The sequence below is a fragment of the Pseudomonas monteilii NBRC 103158 = DSM 14164 genome, assembly GCF_000730605.1.
Classification (GTDB): Bacteria; Pseudomonadota; Gammaproteobacteria; order Pseudomonadales; family Pseudomonadaceae; genus Aquipseudomonas; species Aquipseudomonas monteilii.
The window spans coordinates 49602-65726 of record NZ_BBIS01000008.1; the positions used below are offsets into that span (position 1 = coordinate 49602).

Consider the following 16125-nt stretch of genomic DNA (forward strand, 5'->3'; position numbering starts at 1 on the left):
TAACCATGCAAGGCGCGATGATACGTCAGCAGCAACCCGTTACCGGCCGTAGTAAGCCGGTGCCGCGTGGTGCCAGCCGGCTGGTGGCCGACGAGCCCGTATCGGCGCGCCTGCCGCGTCCAAGCCTGGGCGGCCTCAAACGCCTGCTGTGGCCGGTGCTGCTGGTGGCGGCCGGCTTTGGGGCTTATGAGGGTGCCATTCGCCTGATGCCCTATGCCGACCGGCCGATCATCAAGATCGATGTGCAGGGTGACCTCAGCTACATCAGCCAGCAATCGGTGCAGCAGCGTATCGCGCCCTACGTGGCGGCGAGTTTCTTCAGCGTCGACCTGCCGGCGATGCGTGCGGAACTCGAACAGATGCCATGGATCGCCCACGCCGAAGTGCGCCGGGTGTGGCCCGACGAGGTGGTGATCCGCCTGGAAGAGCAGCTGCCGGTGGCACGCTGGGGGGACGAAGCCTTGCTCAACAACCAGGGCCAGGCCTTTACCCCGCGTGAACTGGCCAACTACGAGCACCTGCCGCAACTGGCCGGGCCGCAACGTGCTCAGCAACAAGTCATGCAGCAGTATCAGGTATTGAGCCAGATGCTGCGCCCCCTGGGCTTTTCCATCGCTCGCCTGGAGCTGCGCGAGCGAGGCAGCTGGTTCCTGACCACTGGCGCGAGCAGCGCGGGGCCAGGCATCGAGCTGCTGCTGGGGCGCGACCATTTGGTGGAGAAGATGCGCCGTTTCATTGCCATTTACGACAAGACACTCAAAGACCAGATCACCACTATCGCCCGCATTGATCTGCGTTACTCCAACGGACTTGCCGTTGGCTGGCGGGAACCGATTGCACCGACGACGGCCCAACCCGCCGTTGCGAAGAATTAGAGAGAGGCAGGACCATGGCAAACGCGCATAGCGGCAAAATGATCGTCGGGCTGGACATTGGCACCTCCAAGGTGGTGGCGCTGGTGGGCGAAGTGGGCGAAGACGGCACCCTGGAAATCGTCGGGATCGGTACCCATCCGTCCCGTGGCCTGAAGAAAGGCGTGGTGGTGAATATCGAGTCCACCGTGCAGTCGATCCAGCGCGCGGTGGAAGAAGCGCAGCTGATGGCCGGCTGCCGTATCCACTCGGCCTTCGTTGGCGTGGCCGGCAACCACATCCGCAGCCTGAACTCCCACGGCATCGTCGCCATCCGCGACCGCGAGGTCAGTCTGGCCGACCTGGAGCGTGTACTCGACGCCGCCCAGGCCGTGGCCATTCCGGCCGACCAGCGTGTGCTGCACACCCTGCCGCAGGACTACGTGATCGATAACCAGGAAGGCGTGCGCGAGCCACTGGGTATGTCGGGCGTGCGTCTGGAAGCCAAGGTTCACGTGGTCACCTGCGCAGTGAATGCGGCGCAGAACATCGAGAAGTGCGTACGCCGCTGTGGTCTGGAAATCGACGACATCATCCTCGAGCAGCTGGCCTCGGCGTACTCGGTGCTGACCGACGATGAAAAAGAGCTGGGCGTGTGCCTGGTGGACATCGGTGGTGGCACCACCGACATCGCCATCTTCACCGAAGGCGCCATCCGTCACACCGCAGTCATCCCGATTGCCGGTGACCAGGTGACCAACGACATCGCCATGGCCCTGCGTACCCCGACCCAGTACGCCGAAGAAATCAAGATCCGCTACGCCTGCGCCCTGGCCAAACTGGCCGGTGCCGGCGAGACCATCAAGGTGCCGAGCGTGGGCGACCGCCCACCGCGCGAGCTGTCGCGCCAGGCCCTGGCCGAGGTGGTGGAGCCACGTTACGACGAGCTCTTCACCCTGATTCAGGCCGAGCTGCGCCGCAGCGGCTACGAGGACCTGGTGCCGGCCGGCATCGTCCTCACCGGCGGCACCGCGAAGATGGAAGGTGCCGTGGAACTGGCCGAGGAAATCTTCCACATGCCGGTACGCCTGGGCGTACCGCACAGCGTTCGGGGGCTGAGCGACGTGGTGCGCAACCCGATCTATTCCACCGGCGTGGGCCTGCTCACCTACGGTCTGCTGAAGCAGTCCGAGGACATGGTCCTGACCGGTAACAGCAACAGCAGCAACAACAGCTATGGCGATGAACCGAAGGCCCCAGTACTTGAGCGCTTCAAGAAGTGGGTCCAGGGCAACTTCTAAGTTTCAAAGCAGTAGTGGTAGGCGCAACAACTAGAGAACTGTAAGGAGAGGGAAAATGTTCGAGCTCGTAGACAACGTCCCGCAAAGCCCGGTCATCAAGGTGATCGGCGTTGGTGGTGGTGGCGGCAACGCCGTCAACCACATGGTCAAGAGCAGCATCGAAGGCGTGGAATTCATTTGCGCCAACACCGATGCTCAAGCGCTGAAAAACATCGGTGCGCGTACCATCCTGCAATTGGGCACTGGCGTGACCAAGGGCCTGGGTGCCGGTGCCAATCCGGAAGTCGGCCGTCAGGCCGCGCTGGAAGACCGTGAGCGCATCGCTGAAGTGCTGCAGGGCACCAACATGGTGTTCATCACCACTGGCATGGGTGGCGGTACCGGTACCGGTGCAGCGCCGATCATTGCCGAAGTGGCCAAGGAAATGGGCATCCTCACGGTAGCCGTGGTGACCCGTCCGTTCCCGTTCGAGGGCCGCAAACGTATGCAGATCGCCGATGAAGGCATCCGCATGCTGGCCGAAAGCGTCGACTCGTTGATCACCATCCCCAACGAGAAGCTGCTGACCATCCTGGGCAAGGATGCCAGCCTGCTGTCGGCCTTCGCCAAGGCTGACGATGTTCTGGCCGGTGCCGTGCGCGGTATCTCCGATATCATCAAGCGTCCGGGCATGATCAACGTCGACTTCGCTGACGTGCGCACCGTGATGGGCGAAATGGGCATGGCCATGATGGGTACTGGCTGCGCCAGCGGCCCGAACCGTGCGCGTGAAGCCACCGAGGCTGCCATCCGCAACCCGCTGCTGGAAGACGTCAACCTGCAGGGCGCCCGCGGCATCCTGGTGAACATCACCGCAGGCCCGGATCTGTCGCTGGGTGAGTACTCCGACGTGGGTAGCATCATCGAAGCCTTCGCCTCTGACCACGCCATGGTCAAGGTTGGCACCGTGATCGACCCGGACATGCGCGACGAACTGCACGTGACCGTTGTGGCCACTGGCCTGGGCGCGCGCATCGAGAAGCCGGTCAAAGTGGTGGACAACACCCTGCAGACCGCTCAGCAGGCGTACGAAGCATCCAACCCTGCACCGGTTCGTCAGGAGCAGCCAGCGGTCAACTACCGTGACCTGGAGCGCCCGACCGTGATGCGCAACCAGGCCCATGCAGGTGCTGCCGCAGCCGCTAAACTGAACCCTCAGGACGACCTGGACTACCTCGATATCCCGGCTTTCCTGCGTCGTCAGGCTGATTAATGGAATTTATCAGGGGTATAAAGGTGATTGGTATTCATCAAAGGTTGGGTCTGTTATCATCCCCAGCCTTTGTTGATACCTGTTCGCAATTTGCGCTGAAGCGGCCAATGCCATGATTAAACAACGCACCCTGAAGAATACCATCCGTGCCACAGGTGTCGGTCTGCACTCCGGGGAGAAGGTTTACCTGACCCTCAAGCCTGCACCTGTTGACACCGGCATCGTCTTCCGCCGCGCCGACCTCGACCCTGTGGTCGAAATCCCTGCGCGTGCGGCCAACGTCGGCGAGACAACCATGTCGACGACGCTGGTCAACGGTGACGTCAAGGTCGATACGGTCGAGCACCTGCTCTCCGCCATGGCGGGCCTGGGCATCGATAACGCCTACGTCGAGCTCTCCGCCTCGGAAGTGCCGATCATGGATGGCAGCGCCGGTCCTTTTGTATTCCTGATTCAGTCTGCCGGCCTGGAAGAACAGGACGCAGCCAAGAAGTTCATCCGCATCCTGCGTGAGGTAACCGTGGAAGAGGGCGACAAGCGCGCCACGTTCCTGCCTTTCGAAGGGTTCAAAGTGAGCTTCGAGATCGACTTCGATCACCCGGTCCTCAAGGGCCAGACCCAGAGTGCAGTCGTCGACTTTTCCAGCACCTCGTTCGTGAAGGAAGTCAGCCGCGCCCGCACTTTCGGTTTCATGCGTGACATCGAGTACCTGCGCAAGCACAACCTTGCGCTGGGCGGCAGTGTCGAGAACGCCATCGTCGTCGACGAAACGGGTGTGCTTAACGAAGACGGCCTTCGTTCCGATGACGAATTCGTCAAGCACAAGATCCTCGACGCCATTGGCGACCTCTATCTGCTGGGCAACAGCCTGATCGGCGAGTTCAAGGGCTACAAGTCCGGCCACGCGCTGAACAACCAGCTGCTGCGCAAACTGATTGCCGAAACCGATGCCTGGGAAGTGGTTACGTTCGAAGATGCCAGCACGGCACCGATCTCGTACATGCGCCCTGTTGCGGCCGTGTAAGTTCGAACACTCTCTCTAGTGTTGTAATCAAGGCCACCTTCGGGTGGCCTTTTTTATGCCTTGCCGTTGGCGTGGGCGGCCAACCGTTCCAGTGCTGCACGTAGCTTGGGGTCGGTGATGCCCTCGGCTGTGTCGCGCAGGCTCTCGGCGGCGCTGTTCGAGAGTTCGGCAGCATGCCCGCCGCGCTTGGCCGGCACCAGCGGCGGCTGCACCTTGTACAGGATGCGCCGCAGGTTGCCGAAGGCTTCCATGGCCTGCAATGCCGCCAGCAGGCGCTTCTGCTGGTAGCGCAGGCGGGTTGCCCAATGGCCGTCGGTAACCACCAACAGCAAGGTGCCATCGCGCCAGGACGCGACATGGCAGTGTTCTCGGGCGGCCGGTTGCAGCTGGCTTTCCAGCAGGCGCTGCAGGTGCTCCAGGCGCTCGGCCTGGTTCAGCAGCAGGCGCAGCGGGCGCACCTGGCGGAGCAGGGCGGAAGGTGGCTGGGCGGGGGAGGGTTTGTAGGCCATGGGGTATGCATGAGGTTACGTGGTCAGCAGTTTAACACCTCTAAAGCCTTAACCGGCCTCTTCGCGGGGAGCAGAAGATAAGACTAATTCTCGATACCTTTCATGTTGCCAAGCCTTGAACTCAGGGAAAATGCCCCTATCTAAGACAAGCCCCTGCCAAAACGCTGTAATAGCATCGTGGAAATCCACCACTTTCCTCACCATCGTTTCCGGGTAGAATGCTCGTTCGCATGCGGCCTCAGGGCTGCACGGGCGACTCATGGGGCCGCCCTCCATCCCTACGTGTGGAAGATCCTGCCGATATGTTTGCGCCTTTGTTAAAGAAACTTTTTGGAAGCAAGAACGAGCGTGAAGTGAAACGCATGCTCAAGACGGTGAGTATCGTCAATGCCTTCGAAGAGAAGATGGTGGCCCTCTCCGACGAACAGCTGCGGGGCAAGACCGCAGAGTTCAAGGAGCGTTTGGCCAAAGGCGAGACATTGGACCAATTGCTGCCTGAAGCCTTCGCCGTAGCCCGTGAGGCCGGCAAACGCGTGATGGGCATGCGCCACTTCGACGTGCAGCTGATCGGCGGCATGACCCTGCACGAGGGTATGATCGCAGAAATGCGCACCGGTGAAGGCAAGACCTTGGTCGGTACCCTGGCCGTGTACCTCAACGCACTGTCCGGCAAGGGCGTGCACGTGGTCACCGTCAACGACTACTTGGCCCGCCGTGACGCCAACTGGATGCGCCCGCTGTACGAATTCCTCGGCCTGTCGGTCGGAATCGTCTCGGCGTTCCAGCCGCCGGAAGAAAAGCGCGCGGCCTATGCGTCCGACATCACCTACGGCACCAACAACGAATTCGGTTTCGACTACCTGCGCGACAACATGGCGTTCAGCCAGGACGAGAAGTTCCAGCGTGAACTGAACTTCGCCGTGATCGACGAAGTCGACTCCATCCTCATCGACGAAGCGCGCACCCCGTTGATCATCTCCGGCCAGGCCGAAGACAGCTCCAAGCTGTACATCGAGATCAACCGCCTGATCCCGCGCCTGACCCAGCACATCGAGGAAGTGGAAGGCCAGGTTACCCAGGAAGGCCACTTCACCATCGACGAGAAGAGCCGTCAGGTCGAGCTGAACGAAGCCGGTCACCAGTACATCGAGGAAATGCTCACCCAGGCCGGCCTGCTGGCCGAGGGCGAGAGCCTGTACTCCGCGCACAACCTGGGTCTGCTGACCCACGTCTACGCTGGCCTGCGCGCGCACAAGCTGTTCCACCGCAACGTCGAGTACATCGTCCAGGACGGCCAGGTACTGCTGATCGACGAACACACCGGTCGTACCATGCCGGGTCGTCGCCTGTCCGAAGGCCTGCACCAGGCCATCGAAGCCAAAGAGAACCTGAATATCCAGGCCGAGAGCCAGACCCTGGCTTCGACCACGTTCCAGAACTACTTCCGCCTGTACACCAAGCTGTCCGGCATGACCGGTACCGCTGACACCGAAGCGTTCGAGTTCCAGTCGATCTACGCCCTCAACGTGATGGTCATTCCGCCGAACAAACCACTGGCGCGTAAGGACTTCAACGACCTGGTGTACCTGACCGCCGACGAGAAATACGCTGCGATCATCGCTGACATCAAGGAAAGCATGAAGCAGGGCCGGCCGATCCTGGTGGGTACCGCGACCATCGAAACCTCCGAGCACATGTCGAACCTGCTCAAGAAAGAAGGCATCGACCACAAGGTACTGAACGCCAAGTACCACGAGAAGGAAGCCGAGATCATCGCGCAAGCCGGTGCCCCGGGTGCGCTGACCATCGCCACCAACATGGCCGGCCGTGGTACCGACATCCTGTTGGGTGGTAACTGGGAAGCCGAAGTGGCCGCCCTGGAAAACCCGACCGCTGAGCAGATCGCGCAGATCAAGGCCGACTGGCAGAAGCGTCACCAGCAGGTGATCGAAGCCGGTGGCTTGCATGTGATCGCCTCCGAACGCCACGAATCGCGCCGTATCGACAACCAGCTGCGGGGCCGTTCCGGCCGTCAGGGCGACCCGGGTTCCAGCCGCTTCTACCTGTCGCTGGAAGACAGCCTGATGCGTATCTTCGCCTCTGACCGGGTGAAGAACTTCATGAAGGCACTGGGCATGCAGTCGGGCGAGGCCATCGAGCACCGCATGGTTACCAATGCCATCGAGAAGGCCCAGCGCAAGGTCGAAGGCCGCAACTTCGACATCCGTAAGCAATTGCTCGAATACGATGACGTGGCCAACGAGCAGCGCAAGGTGATCTACCACATGCGCAACAGCCTGCTGGCCGCCGAAAACATCGGCGACACCATCGTCGAATTCCGCAAGGAAGTGCTGGACGCTACCATCAGCCAGCACATCCCGCCGCAGTCGCTGCCCGAGCAGTGGGACGTGGCCGGCCTGGAAGCGTCGCTGGCCAGCGATTTCGCCATGAAGTTGCCGATCCAGCAGTGGCTCGACGAGGACGATCACCTCTACGAAGAGACCCTGCGCGAGAAGCTGCTTAACGAAATCACCACGGCCTACACCGAGAAGGAAGACCAGGCCGGTATCGACGCCCTGCGTACCTTCGAGAAGCAGATCCTGCTGCGCGTGCTGGACGACCTGTGGAAAGACCACCTGTCGACCATGGACCACCTGCGTCACGGTATTCACCTGCGTGGCTATGCGCAGAAGAACCCGAAGCAGGAATACAAGCGCGAGTCGTTCACCCTGTTCCAGGAGCTGCTCGAGTCGATCAAGCGCGACACCATCCGCGTGCTGTCGCACGTTCAGGTTCGCCGCGAAGACCCGGCCGAGGAAGAAGCCCGTCTGCGCCGCGAGGCCGAGGAACTGGCCAGCCGCATGCAGTTCCAGCATGCCGCTGCGCCGGGCCTGGAAAGCGAACAACTGAGCGAAGAAGGTGCCGAAGTGGCGGTAGCCTCGGCGCCGGTGCGCAACGACCAAAAGCTGGGCCGCAACGAGCCGTGCTGGTGTGGTTCGGGCAAGAAGTTCAAGCATTGCCATGGCCAGATCGAGTGATCTGACCTGATTGCTGTATCGTGACAACCCTGGGGGCCGCATTGCGGCCCCCTTTTTCCATATTCACCGTTTTCTAGGAGCGCTCTAATGGCTGTTGGTCTTGGTCCTTTGCCCACCCTGCACCCGGTTCCGGGTTTTGAACTCGGCATCGCTTCTGCCGGCATCAAGCGCCCTGGGCGCAAGGACGTGGTAGTGATGCGCTGTGCCGAAGGCTCCAGCGTGGCCGGCGTGTTCACCCTCAACGCCTTCTGCGCAGCGCCGGTGATCCTGTCCAAGCAGCGTGTACAGGGCACCGTGCGTTACCTGCTGACCAATACCGGTAATGCCAACGCCGGTACCGGCGCGCCAGGCCTGGTGGCTGCCGAGCGTACATGCGCCAAGCTGGCCGAATTGGCTGGCGTGCCGGCCGAGTCGGTACTGCCGTTCTCCACCGGCGTGATCGGTGAGCCACTGCCGGTCGAGAAGATCGAAGGTGCACTGCAGGCCGCCCTCGACAACCTGTCGGAAAACCACTGGGCTGAAGCCGCTACCGGCATCATGACCACCGACACCCTGCCCAAGGGCGCCAGCCGCCAGTTCCAGCACGACGGCGTAACCGTAACCGTCACCGGCATCAGCAAAGGCGCAGGCATGATCCGCCCGAACATGGCCACCATGCTCGGCTACATCGCCACCGACGCCAAGGTTGCCCCGGCGGTGCTCAAGGACCTGATGCTGGACGGCGCCAACAAGTCGTTCAACCGCATCACCATCGACGGCGACACCTCGACCAACGATTGCTGCATGCTGATCGCCACCGGCAAGGCCAACCTGCCGGAAGTCAACGAAGCCAGCGGCGCGCTGTTCGAAGCGCTGAAAAAAGCGGTGTTCGAAGTGTGCATGGAAGTGGCCCAGGCCATCGTTCGTGACGGCGAAGGTGCCACCAAGTTCGTGACCGTACAGGTTAACGGCGGTGGCAATCACCAGGAATGCCTGGACGTCGGCTACGCCGTGGCCCACTCGCCGCTGATCAAGACTGCACTGTTCGCCTCCGACCCGAACTGGGGCCGTATCCTCGCGGCTGTTGGCCGTGCGGGCGTGCCGGAGCTGGATGTAAGCCTGATCGACGTGTACCTGGACAGCGTGTGCATCGCCAGCCAAGGCGGCCGCAGCCCAAGCTACACCGAAGCGCAAGGTTCGGCAGTGATGGCCCAGGAAGAGATCACCATTCGTATCGAGCTGGGCCGTGGTGCGTGCAGCGAAACCATCTGGACCACCGACCTGTCCCACGAATACGTGAAGATCAACGCCGAATACCGTACTTGATGCAATTGGGGCCGCGTTGCGGCCCTTTCGCGGCACGAGGCCGCTCCTACAGGGACCGCGCGCGCTTTTGTAGGAGCGGCCTCGTGCCGCGAAAGGGCTGAAAAGCAGCCCCAAAATTCCATAACAATGGAGCCGAACCATGAGCTATCACCTGATCATCGGCGACAAGCTGTATTCCTCCTGGTCGCTGCGTGGCGCCCTGGCCCTCGAGTTGGCTGGCGTGCCCTACGAAGAAACCCTGATCAAACTCAACCAGCCTGACACCCGTCAGCGCATCCTCGCATTCTCCGCCACTGGCAAGGTACCGCTGCTCAAGACCGAGCACGGTGTGATCGCCGACTCCCTGGCGATTGGCGAATACCTCAACGAACAGCACCCTGACGCGCAGCTTTGGCCTGCCGATGTCGCTGCCCGTGCCCAGGCCCGTTCTGCCTGCGCGCAGATGCACAGCGGCTTCTTTGCCCTGCGCGGCGCCATGCCGTTCGACTTGTCGCGTGACAGTGCCTTGGACGAAGTGCCACTGGACGTGCAAGTCGACATCGACCGTATCGTCGCGCTGTGGTCCGAATGCCGCGTGGTGGCCAAGGACAACGGCCCGTTCCTGTTCGGCAAGCCGAGCCTGGCCGATGCCTTCTTCGCCCCGGTGGCCGTGCGTCTGCGCACCTACCGCGTGGCAGTGCCAGCAGAGGCGGCCGCCTACATCGAGACCATTTATCAGTGGCCAGCCTTCAAGGCTTGGCAGCAGGCTGGCCTGGCGGAGCGTGAAGGGTGAAACGGATTCATGTAGTAGCTGCTGTCATTCGTGGCGATGACGGCCGTATTCTGATCGCACGCCGGGCGGATACCCAGCACCAGGGCGGCCTGTGGGAGTTTCCCGGTGGCAAGGTAGAAGCGGGCGAAAGCGTGGAAGTGGCGCTGGCCCGTGAGCTGCGCGAGGAACTGGGCATCGAGGTCACCCGTTCGCGTGCGCTGATCAAGGTCAGCCATGATTACCCGGACAAACAGGTGCTGCTGGACGTGCGCGAGGTCGACGCGTTCACCGGCGAACCCCATGGCGCCGAGGGGCAGCCGTTGGAATGGGTGGCCCCGCGCGACTTGCCGCAGTACGAATTCCCGGAGGCCAACAAGCCGATCGTTGCCGCTGCGCGCCTGCCGGACCAATACCTGATTACCCCGGATGGCCTGGAAGTGCCGCAGATGCTCAAGGGCATCCAGAAGGCGGTGGCCAGTGGTATTCGGCTGATCCAGCTGCGTGCCCCGGACATGTACGACCCCAAATACCGCGATGTGGCGGTGGATGCGGTCGGGCTGTGTGCGGGCAAGGCACAGCTGATGCTCAAGGGGCCGCTGGAGTGGCTGGGTGACTTCCCCTCGGCGGGTTGGCACCTGACGGCGGCGCAGTTGCGCAAGTACGCGGCCAAGGGCCGGCCGTTCCCCAAGGAGCGTTGGCTGGCAGCGTCGTGCCACAGCGCTGAGGAACTGGCGCTGGCGGAGCAGATGGGCGTGGACTTTGTCACCTTGTCTCCGGTGCAGGCGACCCAGACTCACCCTGAGGCGGTACCGCTGGGGTGGGATGATGCGCAGCGGTTGATTGCCGGGTTCAACAAGCCGGTCTACCTGCTGGGTGGGGTAGGGCCGGGTGAGCGCGAGCAGGCCTGGGATGTCGGGGCACAAGGTGTGGCCGGCATCCGAGCGTTCTGGCCTGAAATCTGAGTCGCCTTTGAGAGGGGCTGCAAAGCAGCCCCGGCAATATCAGCCTTGAGGCTTATCAGCAGGCTGCCACAGCACCTCTGCAATGCCCTGCCGCCGGCCAATGATCCGCGCCGCCACAAACAGCAGATCCGAAAGCCGGTTGATATACGCCAGCCCAACCCCCTCCAACGGCTCAACTGCATTCAACTGCTGACAGCGCCGTTCAGCGCTACGCGCCAAACAGCGGCACACATGCGCCTGTGCCACCAGCGCCGAACCACTGGGCAGTATGAAGTTCTTCAACGGCCCCAGCTCTTCATTCCACACATCGATAGCCGCCTCCAGCCGCTCAACCTCCGCCAGGTTCAGCGCCTGGTAACTCGGCATTGCCAGCTCCCCCCCAAGGTCGAACAAGCGGTGCTGACACGGCGCGAGCACGGTGCTCACCTCATCCAGCCCTTGCTCGGCCAACCCCGCCAGTAGCACGCCCAACTGGCTGTTCAGGCTGTCCACCTCGCCAATCGCCTCGATCCGCGGGTGGTCCTTGGGTACCCGGCGACCGTCGCCCAGGCCGGTTTCGCCCTTGTCGCCGGTGCGGGTGTAGATCTTCGACAGGCGGTAGCCCATGTCACTTCTCCGTATTGGCCGGCGCCGCCGGCTGGCCGAGGGGCAGGCGCAGGGTAAAGCAGGTGCCCTGGCCGGGCGTGGACTGCACTTCCATCTGCCCCTTGTGGTTATTGGTGATGATGAAGTACGAGACCGACAGGCCCAACCCGGTGCCCTGGCCAATTTCCTTGGTGGTGAAAAACGGCTCGAAGGTGCGCTTGCGCACTGCTTCGGGCATACCGACGCCGTTGTCCTCGACTTGAATTTCCGCCCAGGGTGGGTTCAGCCGCGTGCGCAGGGTTATACGCCCGGGTTCACTCGGCTGAGGGCGCAGGTGGATGGCCTGGGCTGCGTTTTTCAGCAGGTTGAGCAGTACCTGCTCCAGTTCGTTGGCCGTGCAGGGCACCGGGCCCAGTGTGGGGTCGAACTGGCGCACGATGGCTTGGCCCTTGAAGTCGAAACCGATGGTGAGGTCGAAGTCGTTGCTGGCAATTTCCACCGCCTGGTCGATCAGGGCCGGCAGCTCGCACGGCACCAGCTGGCGGTTGCTGCGGCGGCTGAAACTGAGCATGTGCGTGACGATCTTGGCAGCCCGCGCGCCGGCCTGCTGAATACCGTCCAGCAATTGCGGCACTTCGCGGCTGGCCAGGTAACGGTTGACCGTTGACAGGTCGATACCCAGCTCTTCGGCCTGTTCCTGGTTGCGCGGCAGCTCTGGTGAAAGGCGCCGGCGGATGTTCTGCACGTTGTGCAGGATGGCACCCAGTGGGTTGTTGATTTCGTGGGCCATGCCGGCAGCCAGGCCACCGACTGAAAGCATTTTCTCCGACTGCACCATCATCTCCTCCAGCGACAGCCGCTGGGTGATGTCGTCGATGCGGATCACCACGCCGCGCCCGCCGCCGCCGGTCAGCGGGTAGAAGGTCAGGGCGTAGTGGCGAAGGTCGTCGCCCTTGGGCCAGGTGACCCGCTCGATCTTTGCCACCCGGTGCTTCTCGACCGTTTCCTTCAGTTGCGGAAGGAATGGCTTGAGCGGCTCGAAAGCGATGAATACCGGTTGGTTCAGCGCTTCGTCCAGTGGTGTGCCGGAGAGTACCGTGGCTTCGTGGTTCCACTGGGTCACGTAAAGCTGTTCGTCAAGGGCGATCAGCGCCGAGGGCATCGAGTCGATGATGCTGTTGAGGTAGTTCTGGAAACCCGTGAGCTTTTTCTCGATCTTGCTGCGTACCTGTACTTCCAGCTCCAGCTTGCGGTTGGTGTGGCGGGTTTCCTCGGCCAGGCCCTGGGCCTGGTCATAGGCATCCTGGAACTCGTCGCGGGCGCGCTTGAGCTGCTGCTCGCGGGCTTCGATGCGTGACAGCATGGTGTTGAAGGCATCAGCCAGGCTGCCGATTTCATCGTCGTTGCCGCGCCGGGCGCGCAGGGCGTAGCTTTCTTCGCGGGTGACCTGGCGGCTGAGCTCTTCAAGCTGGTTGATCGGCTGGGTGATCAGGCGTTTTATCTGCCGGGCGATGACGATCCACAGCAGGATACTGAACACCAGAATGCCCAGGCTGGCGCTGAGGGTGCCGGTGTAGAAGGCGGTGGGCAGCTCGCTGCTGGCCACCAGCAGCAGGTGCGCCGGCGGGTTGGCGTCGCGCGGGATGCGGATCAGCTGGGTGCTGCGAAACTCCATCAGGCGCCAGCCGTCGATGTTGCGAAAGCGCTTGGGCAGGGTTAGCGGATCGCCATGCTGCAATTGCGCCAGCATGCGGCCATCGCCACCGTAGACGGCGGCCGCACGCAATGGCGTGTAGCTGTCCAGCTCCTTGAGCAGGGCGTTGGCGGTTTCTGCGCTGTCACCCGCGCGGGCGGCAAGCTGCGGGTTGGCCACCAGCCGCCCGATAGTCTGCAGCGCCTGCGGGGCCATGCTCTCCTGGGTGATCCAGTAGGCGGCACTGATGAAGGTGAGGTTGGCCACCAGCAGGATGGTCACCAGCAATACCAGCAGGGCCGCCAGCAGCTTCTGCCCGACCGGGAGGTTTTCCAGGCGTTGGCGCAAGGTCATGGGCTAGGCAATGTCCGTATCCGGTTGAAGGGCCGCATCAGTCGCAGGGCAAGCCACGTGTGCGCAAGTTATCGACCAGGCGCTGCCGCAAGTGTTCAAGCTGCGGCAATTGCAGGCCATGGCGCCCGGCTGCGCGGCAGGCATGGCCGAGCAGGTAATGTACCTCGGTGCGTCGGCCAGCGCGTACGTCCTGGTACATGGAAGAGTAGTTGGCTGCGGTGGCGAGGATCACCCGTTGCACTTCTTCATCCAGCTCGACTGCTGCTTGCGGTTGGCCGCAGCGGCGCAGCAATTCGGCCAGTTCGGTACACAACGCGTCAACTTCGCCCAGGTGCCCCAGCAGCCCACCGTTCTGGCAGTCGTATAGCACGGTCAGCGGGTTGATGGCGCAGTTGAGCGCCAGTTTGCGCCACAGACGGGTGAGGATGTCCACGGTCCATTCAGCGGGGATGCCTGCGTCATGCAGGTCATCGAACCAGGCGGGGATGGTCGGGTTGCGCGGGTCACCCAGCCAGTTGAAACCGTGGCCGGCAAAGCGTACCTGCCAGTCGCCTTCGCGGAACGCCCCTTCGGTACTGGACGCGAAGATGCTGCGTGCATGGGGCACCAGGTCGGTCACGTCGTCCTGGCTGCCCAGGCCGTTCTGCAGCAACACCACTTCGGCACCCTCGGCCAGCCGGTGTGCCACACCGGCAATGGCCGGGGCGGCATCGTAGGCCTTGCAAGCCACCAGCAGGCGGTGGATGGGGCCTTGCGCCTGCGCGGTTTCGGCAGGAATGGCGTAGTGGTGGGGCTGGTCCTGTTCGACCAAGGTCAGGCCGCCGGCTTGCTGGTAGGCCTGCAGCCGTTGACCGTCCCGCAGGATCAGGCGCACAGCCTTGCCTGCGCGCGCCAGGCGGCAGGCCCACAGGCTGCCTAGGCTGCCGGCGCCGAGAATATGCCAGGTGCTGCTCATATGCGTTTCGCAACCCGTTATAATGAGCCCGCATTTTAACCGTCAAACCCAGCGCGCTCCATCGTCAGCCTGAGCGCGCTTTTATTTTGGGAGAACAACCATGCCTTCGTTCGACGTGGTATCGGAACTGGACAAGCACGAAGTGCAGAACGCGGTCGACAACGCCATCAAGGACCTGGATCGCCGCTACGACCTCAAGGGCAAGGGCACCTTCGAGTTCAAGGACAAAGAGCAGACCGTGATGCTCACCGCCGAAGAAGAGTTCCAGCTCGAAGCCATGCTGGAAATCCTGCGCCTGGCACTGGTCAAGCGCAAGATCGACGTGAAATGCCTGGAAACCAAAGACCCGTACGCCTCCGGCAAGGAAAAGAAGCAGGAAGCCAAGTTCCGCGAAGGCATCGACAAGGACCTGGCCAAGAAGATCGTCGCCACCATCAAGGATGGCAAGCTGAAAGTGCAGGCCGCCATCCAGGGCGAGCAAGTGCGCGTGACCGGCAAGAAGCGTGATGACCTGCAGGAAGCCATCGCCCTGCTGCGCACCAAGGAATTCGACATGCCGCTGCAGTTCAACAACTTCCGCGACTGAGCAGGTAATGCCCGGAACCCCGATGGCCAAATGATGTCCATCGGTTCCATGGCCGTGTTGCGGTTTCGGCCGGTTTTACCGTGTACATGCCTTCAGGCATCAGGAGATGAATATGGATTTGAACGCTGAAGTCGATCAGCTCGTCCGCCAGTCCCAGACGTGGATCCCGTTGATCATGCAATACGGCAGCCGCCTGCTGTTGGCGCTGCTGACACTGGCCATTGGCTGGTGGCTGATCAACCGGGTCAGCACGCGTCTGGGCAAGCTGGCCGGGTTGCGCGCCGATGCGGCCCTGCAAGGGTTTATCAGCACTTTGTCGAACATTGTGCTGAAGGTGCTGCTGTTCGTCAGCGTGGCGTCGATGATCGGCATCGAGACCACCTCGTTCGTCGCGGCTATCGGTGCCGCAGGCCTGGCGATCGGCCTGGCACTGCAGGGTAGCCTGGCAAACTTCGCGGGTGGGGTGTTGATCCTGATGTTCCGCCCGTTCCGCATCGGTGACTGGATCGAGGCGCAGGGTGTGGCCGGTACGGTCGACAGCATCCAGATCTTCCACACCGTGCTGCGCACCGGTGACAACAAGACAGTGATCATGCCCAACGGCAGCCTGTCCAACGGCATCATCACCAACACCAACCGCCAGCCGACGCGCAAGGTGGTGTTCGATGTGGGCGTGGACTACGAGGCCGACCTGCAAAAGGCCCGCAACGTGTTGCTGGAGCTGGCGCAGGACCCCCGCGTGTTGTCCGACCCGGCACCGCAGGCGGTGATTTCCACCCTGGGCGACAGCTCGATCACCGTGTCGTTGCGCCTGTGGGTCAAGACCGCCGATTACTGGGATGTGATGTTCATGCTCAACGAGCATGCGCGTGACCGGTTGAAGGCTGAAGGGATCGATATTCCGTTCCCGCAGCGGGTGATTCGCGTGGTGCAGGAGACTGCAACGCAGTAACACCGCA

General features: G+C 62.4%; 14 protein-coding genes. 10 read left to right on the forward strand and 4 right to left on the reverse strand.

Features of this window, described 5'->3' with window-relative positions; translation table 11 throughout:
* The first annotated feature begins 5 nt into the window (after positions 1-5).
* The 4 genes from PM2_RS02745 to lpxC all read left to right on the forward strand — a co-directional run bounded on the left by PM2_RS02745 (position 6) and on the right by lpxC (position 4428).
* Positions 6-875: a cell division protein FtsQ/DivIB gene (locus PM2_RS02745; protein ID WP_028698609.1), complete on the forward strand. Its 870-nt coding sequence runs from the start codon at positions 6-8 to the stop codon at positions 873-875.
* 14 nt (positions 876-889) lie between these two features.
* Complete coding sequence (ftsA, locus tag PM2_RS02750) at positions 890-2152, forward strand: cell division protein FtsA (protein ID WP_016713566.1); 1263 nt, start codon at positions 890-892, stop codon at positions 2150-2152.
* Positions 2153-2207: 55 nt separating this feature from the next.
* Positions 2208-3404 (forward strand): cell division protein FtsZ, encoded by a 1197-nt coding sequence (ftsZ, locus tag PM2_RS02755; protein WP_003251871.1) that lies wholly within the window; start codon positions 2208-2210, stop codon positions 3402-3404.
* Between the two features lie 112 nt (positions 3405-3516).
* The gene (lpxC, locus tag PM2_RS02760; protein ID WP_016713567.1) at positions 3517-4428 is read left to right on the forward strand and encodes a UDP-3-O-acyl-N-acetylglucosamine deacetylase; all 912 of its coding nucleotides are present in this window, start codon (positions 3517-3519) and stop codon (positions 4426-4428) included.
* Between the two features lie 53 nt (positions 4429-4481).
* On the opposite strand, the gene PM2_RS02765 is transcribed toward lpxC, so the two are convergent.
* Complete coding sequence (locus PM2_RS02765; protein ID WP_016713568.1) at positions 4482-4937, reverse strand: DUF721 domain-containing protein; 456 nt, start codon at positions 4935-4937, stop codon at positions 4482-4484.
* Between the two features lie 302 nt (positions 4938-5239).
* Here PM2_RS02765 and secA point away from each other — a divergent pair, with 302 nt between their 5' ends.
* The 4 genes from secA (at position 5240) to PM2_RS02785 (ending at position 10993) form a co-directional block, all read left to right on the forward strand.
* Positions 5240-7975 (forward strand): preprotein translocase subunit SecA, encoded by a 2736-nt coding sequence (secA, locus tag PM2_RS02770; protein ID WP_016713569.1) that lies wholly within the window; start codon positions 5240-5242, stop codon positions 7973-7975.
* An 87-nt stretch (positions 7976-8062) separates the two neighbouring features.
* On the forward strand, positions 8063-9280 hold the full coding sequence (gene argJ / locus PM2_RS02775) for a bifunctional glutamate N-acetyltransferase/amino-acid acetyltransferase ArgJ (protein ID WP_028698608.1): 1218 nt from the start codon (positions 8063-8065) through the stop codon (positions 9278-9280).
* A 139-nt stretch (positions 9281-9419) separates the two neighbouring features.
* Positions 9420-10052 carry a glutathione S-transferase family protein gene (locus tag PM2_RS02780; protein WP_019097336.1) on the forward strand — a complete coding sequence of 211 codons (633 nt, stop codon included), beginning with the start codon at positions 9420-9422 and terminating at the stop codon, positions 10050-10052.
* Positions 10049-10993 (forward strand): Nudix family hydrolase, encoded by a 945-nt coding sequence (locus PM2_RS02785; RefSeq protein WP_016713572.1) that lies wholly within the window; start codon positions 10049-10051, stop codon positions 10991-10993. The genes PM2_RS02780 and PM2_RS02785 overlap by 4 nt, the downstream gene beginning before the upstream one ends.
* A 39-nt stretch (positions 10994-11032) precedes the next feature.
* On the opposite strand, the gene PM2_RS02790 is transcribed toward PM2_RS02785, so the two are convergent.
* From PM2_RS02790 to PM2_RS02800, 3 genes are read right to left on the reverse strand one after another with little or no spacing between them, the layout of a single operon-like run.
* Entirely contained in the window at positions 11033-11599 is a 567-nt protein-coding gene (locus tag PM2_RS02790) for a cob(I)yrinic acid a,c-diamide adenosyltransferase (RefSeq protein ID WP_028698607.1), read from the reverse strand.
* 1 nt (position 11600) lies between these two features.
* Positions 11601-13625 carry a sensor histidine kinase gene (locus PM2_RS02795; RefSeq protein ID WP_016713575.1) on the reverse strand — a complete coding sequence of 675 codons (2025 nt, stop codon included), beginning with the start codon at positions 13623-13625 and terminating at the stop codon, positions 11601-11603.
* Between the two features lie 37 nt (positions 13626-13662).
* Complete coding sequence (locus PM2_RS02800; RefSeq protein ID WP_016713576.1) at positions 13663-14580, reverse strand: putative 2-dehydropantoate 2-reductase; 918 nt, start codon at positions 14578-14580, stop codon at positions 13663-13665.
* Between the two features lie 100 nt (positions 14581-14680).
* On the opposite strand from PM2_RS02800, the gene PM2_RS02805 reads away from it, so the two are divergent.
* Entirely contained in the window at positions 14681-15166 is a 486-nt protein-coding gene (locus PM2_RS02805) for a YajQ family cyclic di-GMP-binding protein (RefSeq protein ID WP_016713577.1), read from the forward strand.
* A gap of 112 nt (positions 15167-15278) precedes the next feature.
* A complete protein-coding gene (locus tag PM2_RS02810) occupies positions 15279-16118 on the forward strand; it encodes a mechanosensitive ion channel family protein (RefSeq protein WP_016713578.1) in 840 nt (279 codons plus the stop codon).
* Positions 16119-16125 lie beyond the last annotated feature (7 nt).

Coding starts and splice junctions, on each gene's coding strand:
- PM2_RS02805 (WP_016713577.1), top strand. CDS start 14,681: ATGCCTTCGTTCGACGTGGTATCGGAACTGGACAAGCACGAAGTGCAG.
- ftsZ (WP_003251871.1), top strand. CDS start 2,208: ATGTTCGAGCTCGTAGACAACGTCCCGCAAAGCCCGGTCATCAAGGTG.
- PM2_RS02800 (WP_016713576.1), bottom strand. CDS start 14,580: ATGAGCAGCACCTGGCATATTCTCGGCGCCGGCAGCCTAGGCAGCCTG.
- PM2_RS02745 (WP_028698609.1), top strand. CDS start 6: ATGCAAGGCGCGATGATACGTCAGCAGCAACCCGTTACCGGCCGTAGT.
- PM2_RS02780 (WP_019097336.1), top strand. CDS start 9,420: ATGAGCTATCACCTGATCATCGGCGACAAGCTGTATTCCTCCTGGTCG.
- PM2_RS02810 (WP_016713578.1), top strand. CDS start 15,279: ATGGATTTGAACGCTGAAGTCGATCAGCTCGTCCGCCAGTCCCAGACG.
- ftsA (WP_016713566.1), top strand. CDS start 890: ATGGCAAACGCGCATAGCGGCAAAATGATCGTCGGGCTGGACATTGGC.
- secA (WP_016713569.1), top strand. CDS start 5,240: ATGTTTGCGCCTTTGTTAAAGAAACTTTTTGGAAGCAAGAACGAGCGT.
- lpxC (WP_016713567.1), top strand. CDS start 3,517: ATGATTAAACAACGCACCCTGAAGAATACCATCCGTGCCACAGGTGTC.
- PM2_RS02765 (WP_016713568.1), bottom strand. CDS start 4,937: ATGGCCTACAAACCCTCCCCCGCCCAGCCACCTTCCGCCCTGCTCCGC.
- argJ (WP_028698608.1), top strand. CDS start 8,063: ATGGCTGTTGGTCTTGGTCCTTTGCCCACCCTGCACCCGGTTCCGGGT.
- PM2_RS02790 (WP_028698607.1), bottom strand. CDS start 11,599: ATGGGCTACCGCCTGTCGAAGATCTACACCCGCACCGGCGACAAGGGC.
- PM2_RS02795 (WP_016713575.1), bottom strand. CDS start 13,625: ATGACCTTGCGCCAACGCCTGGAAAACCTCCCGGTCGGGCAGAAGCTG.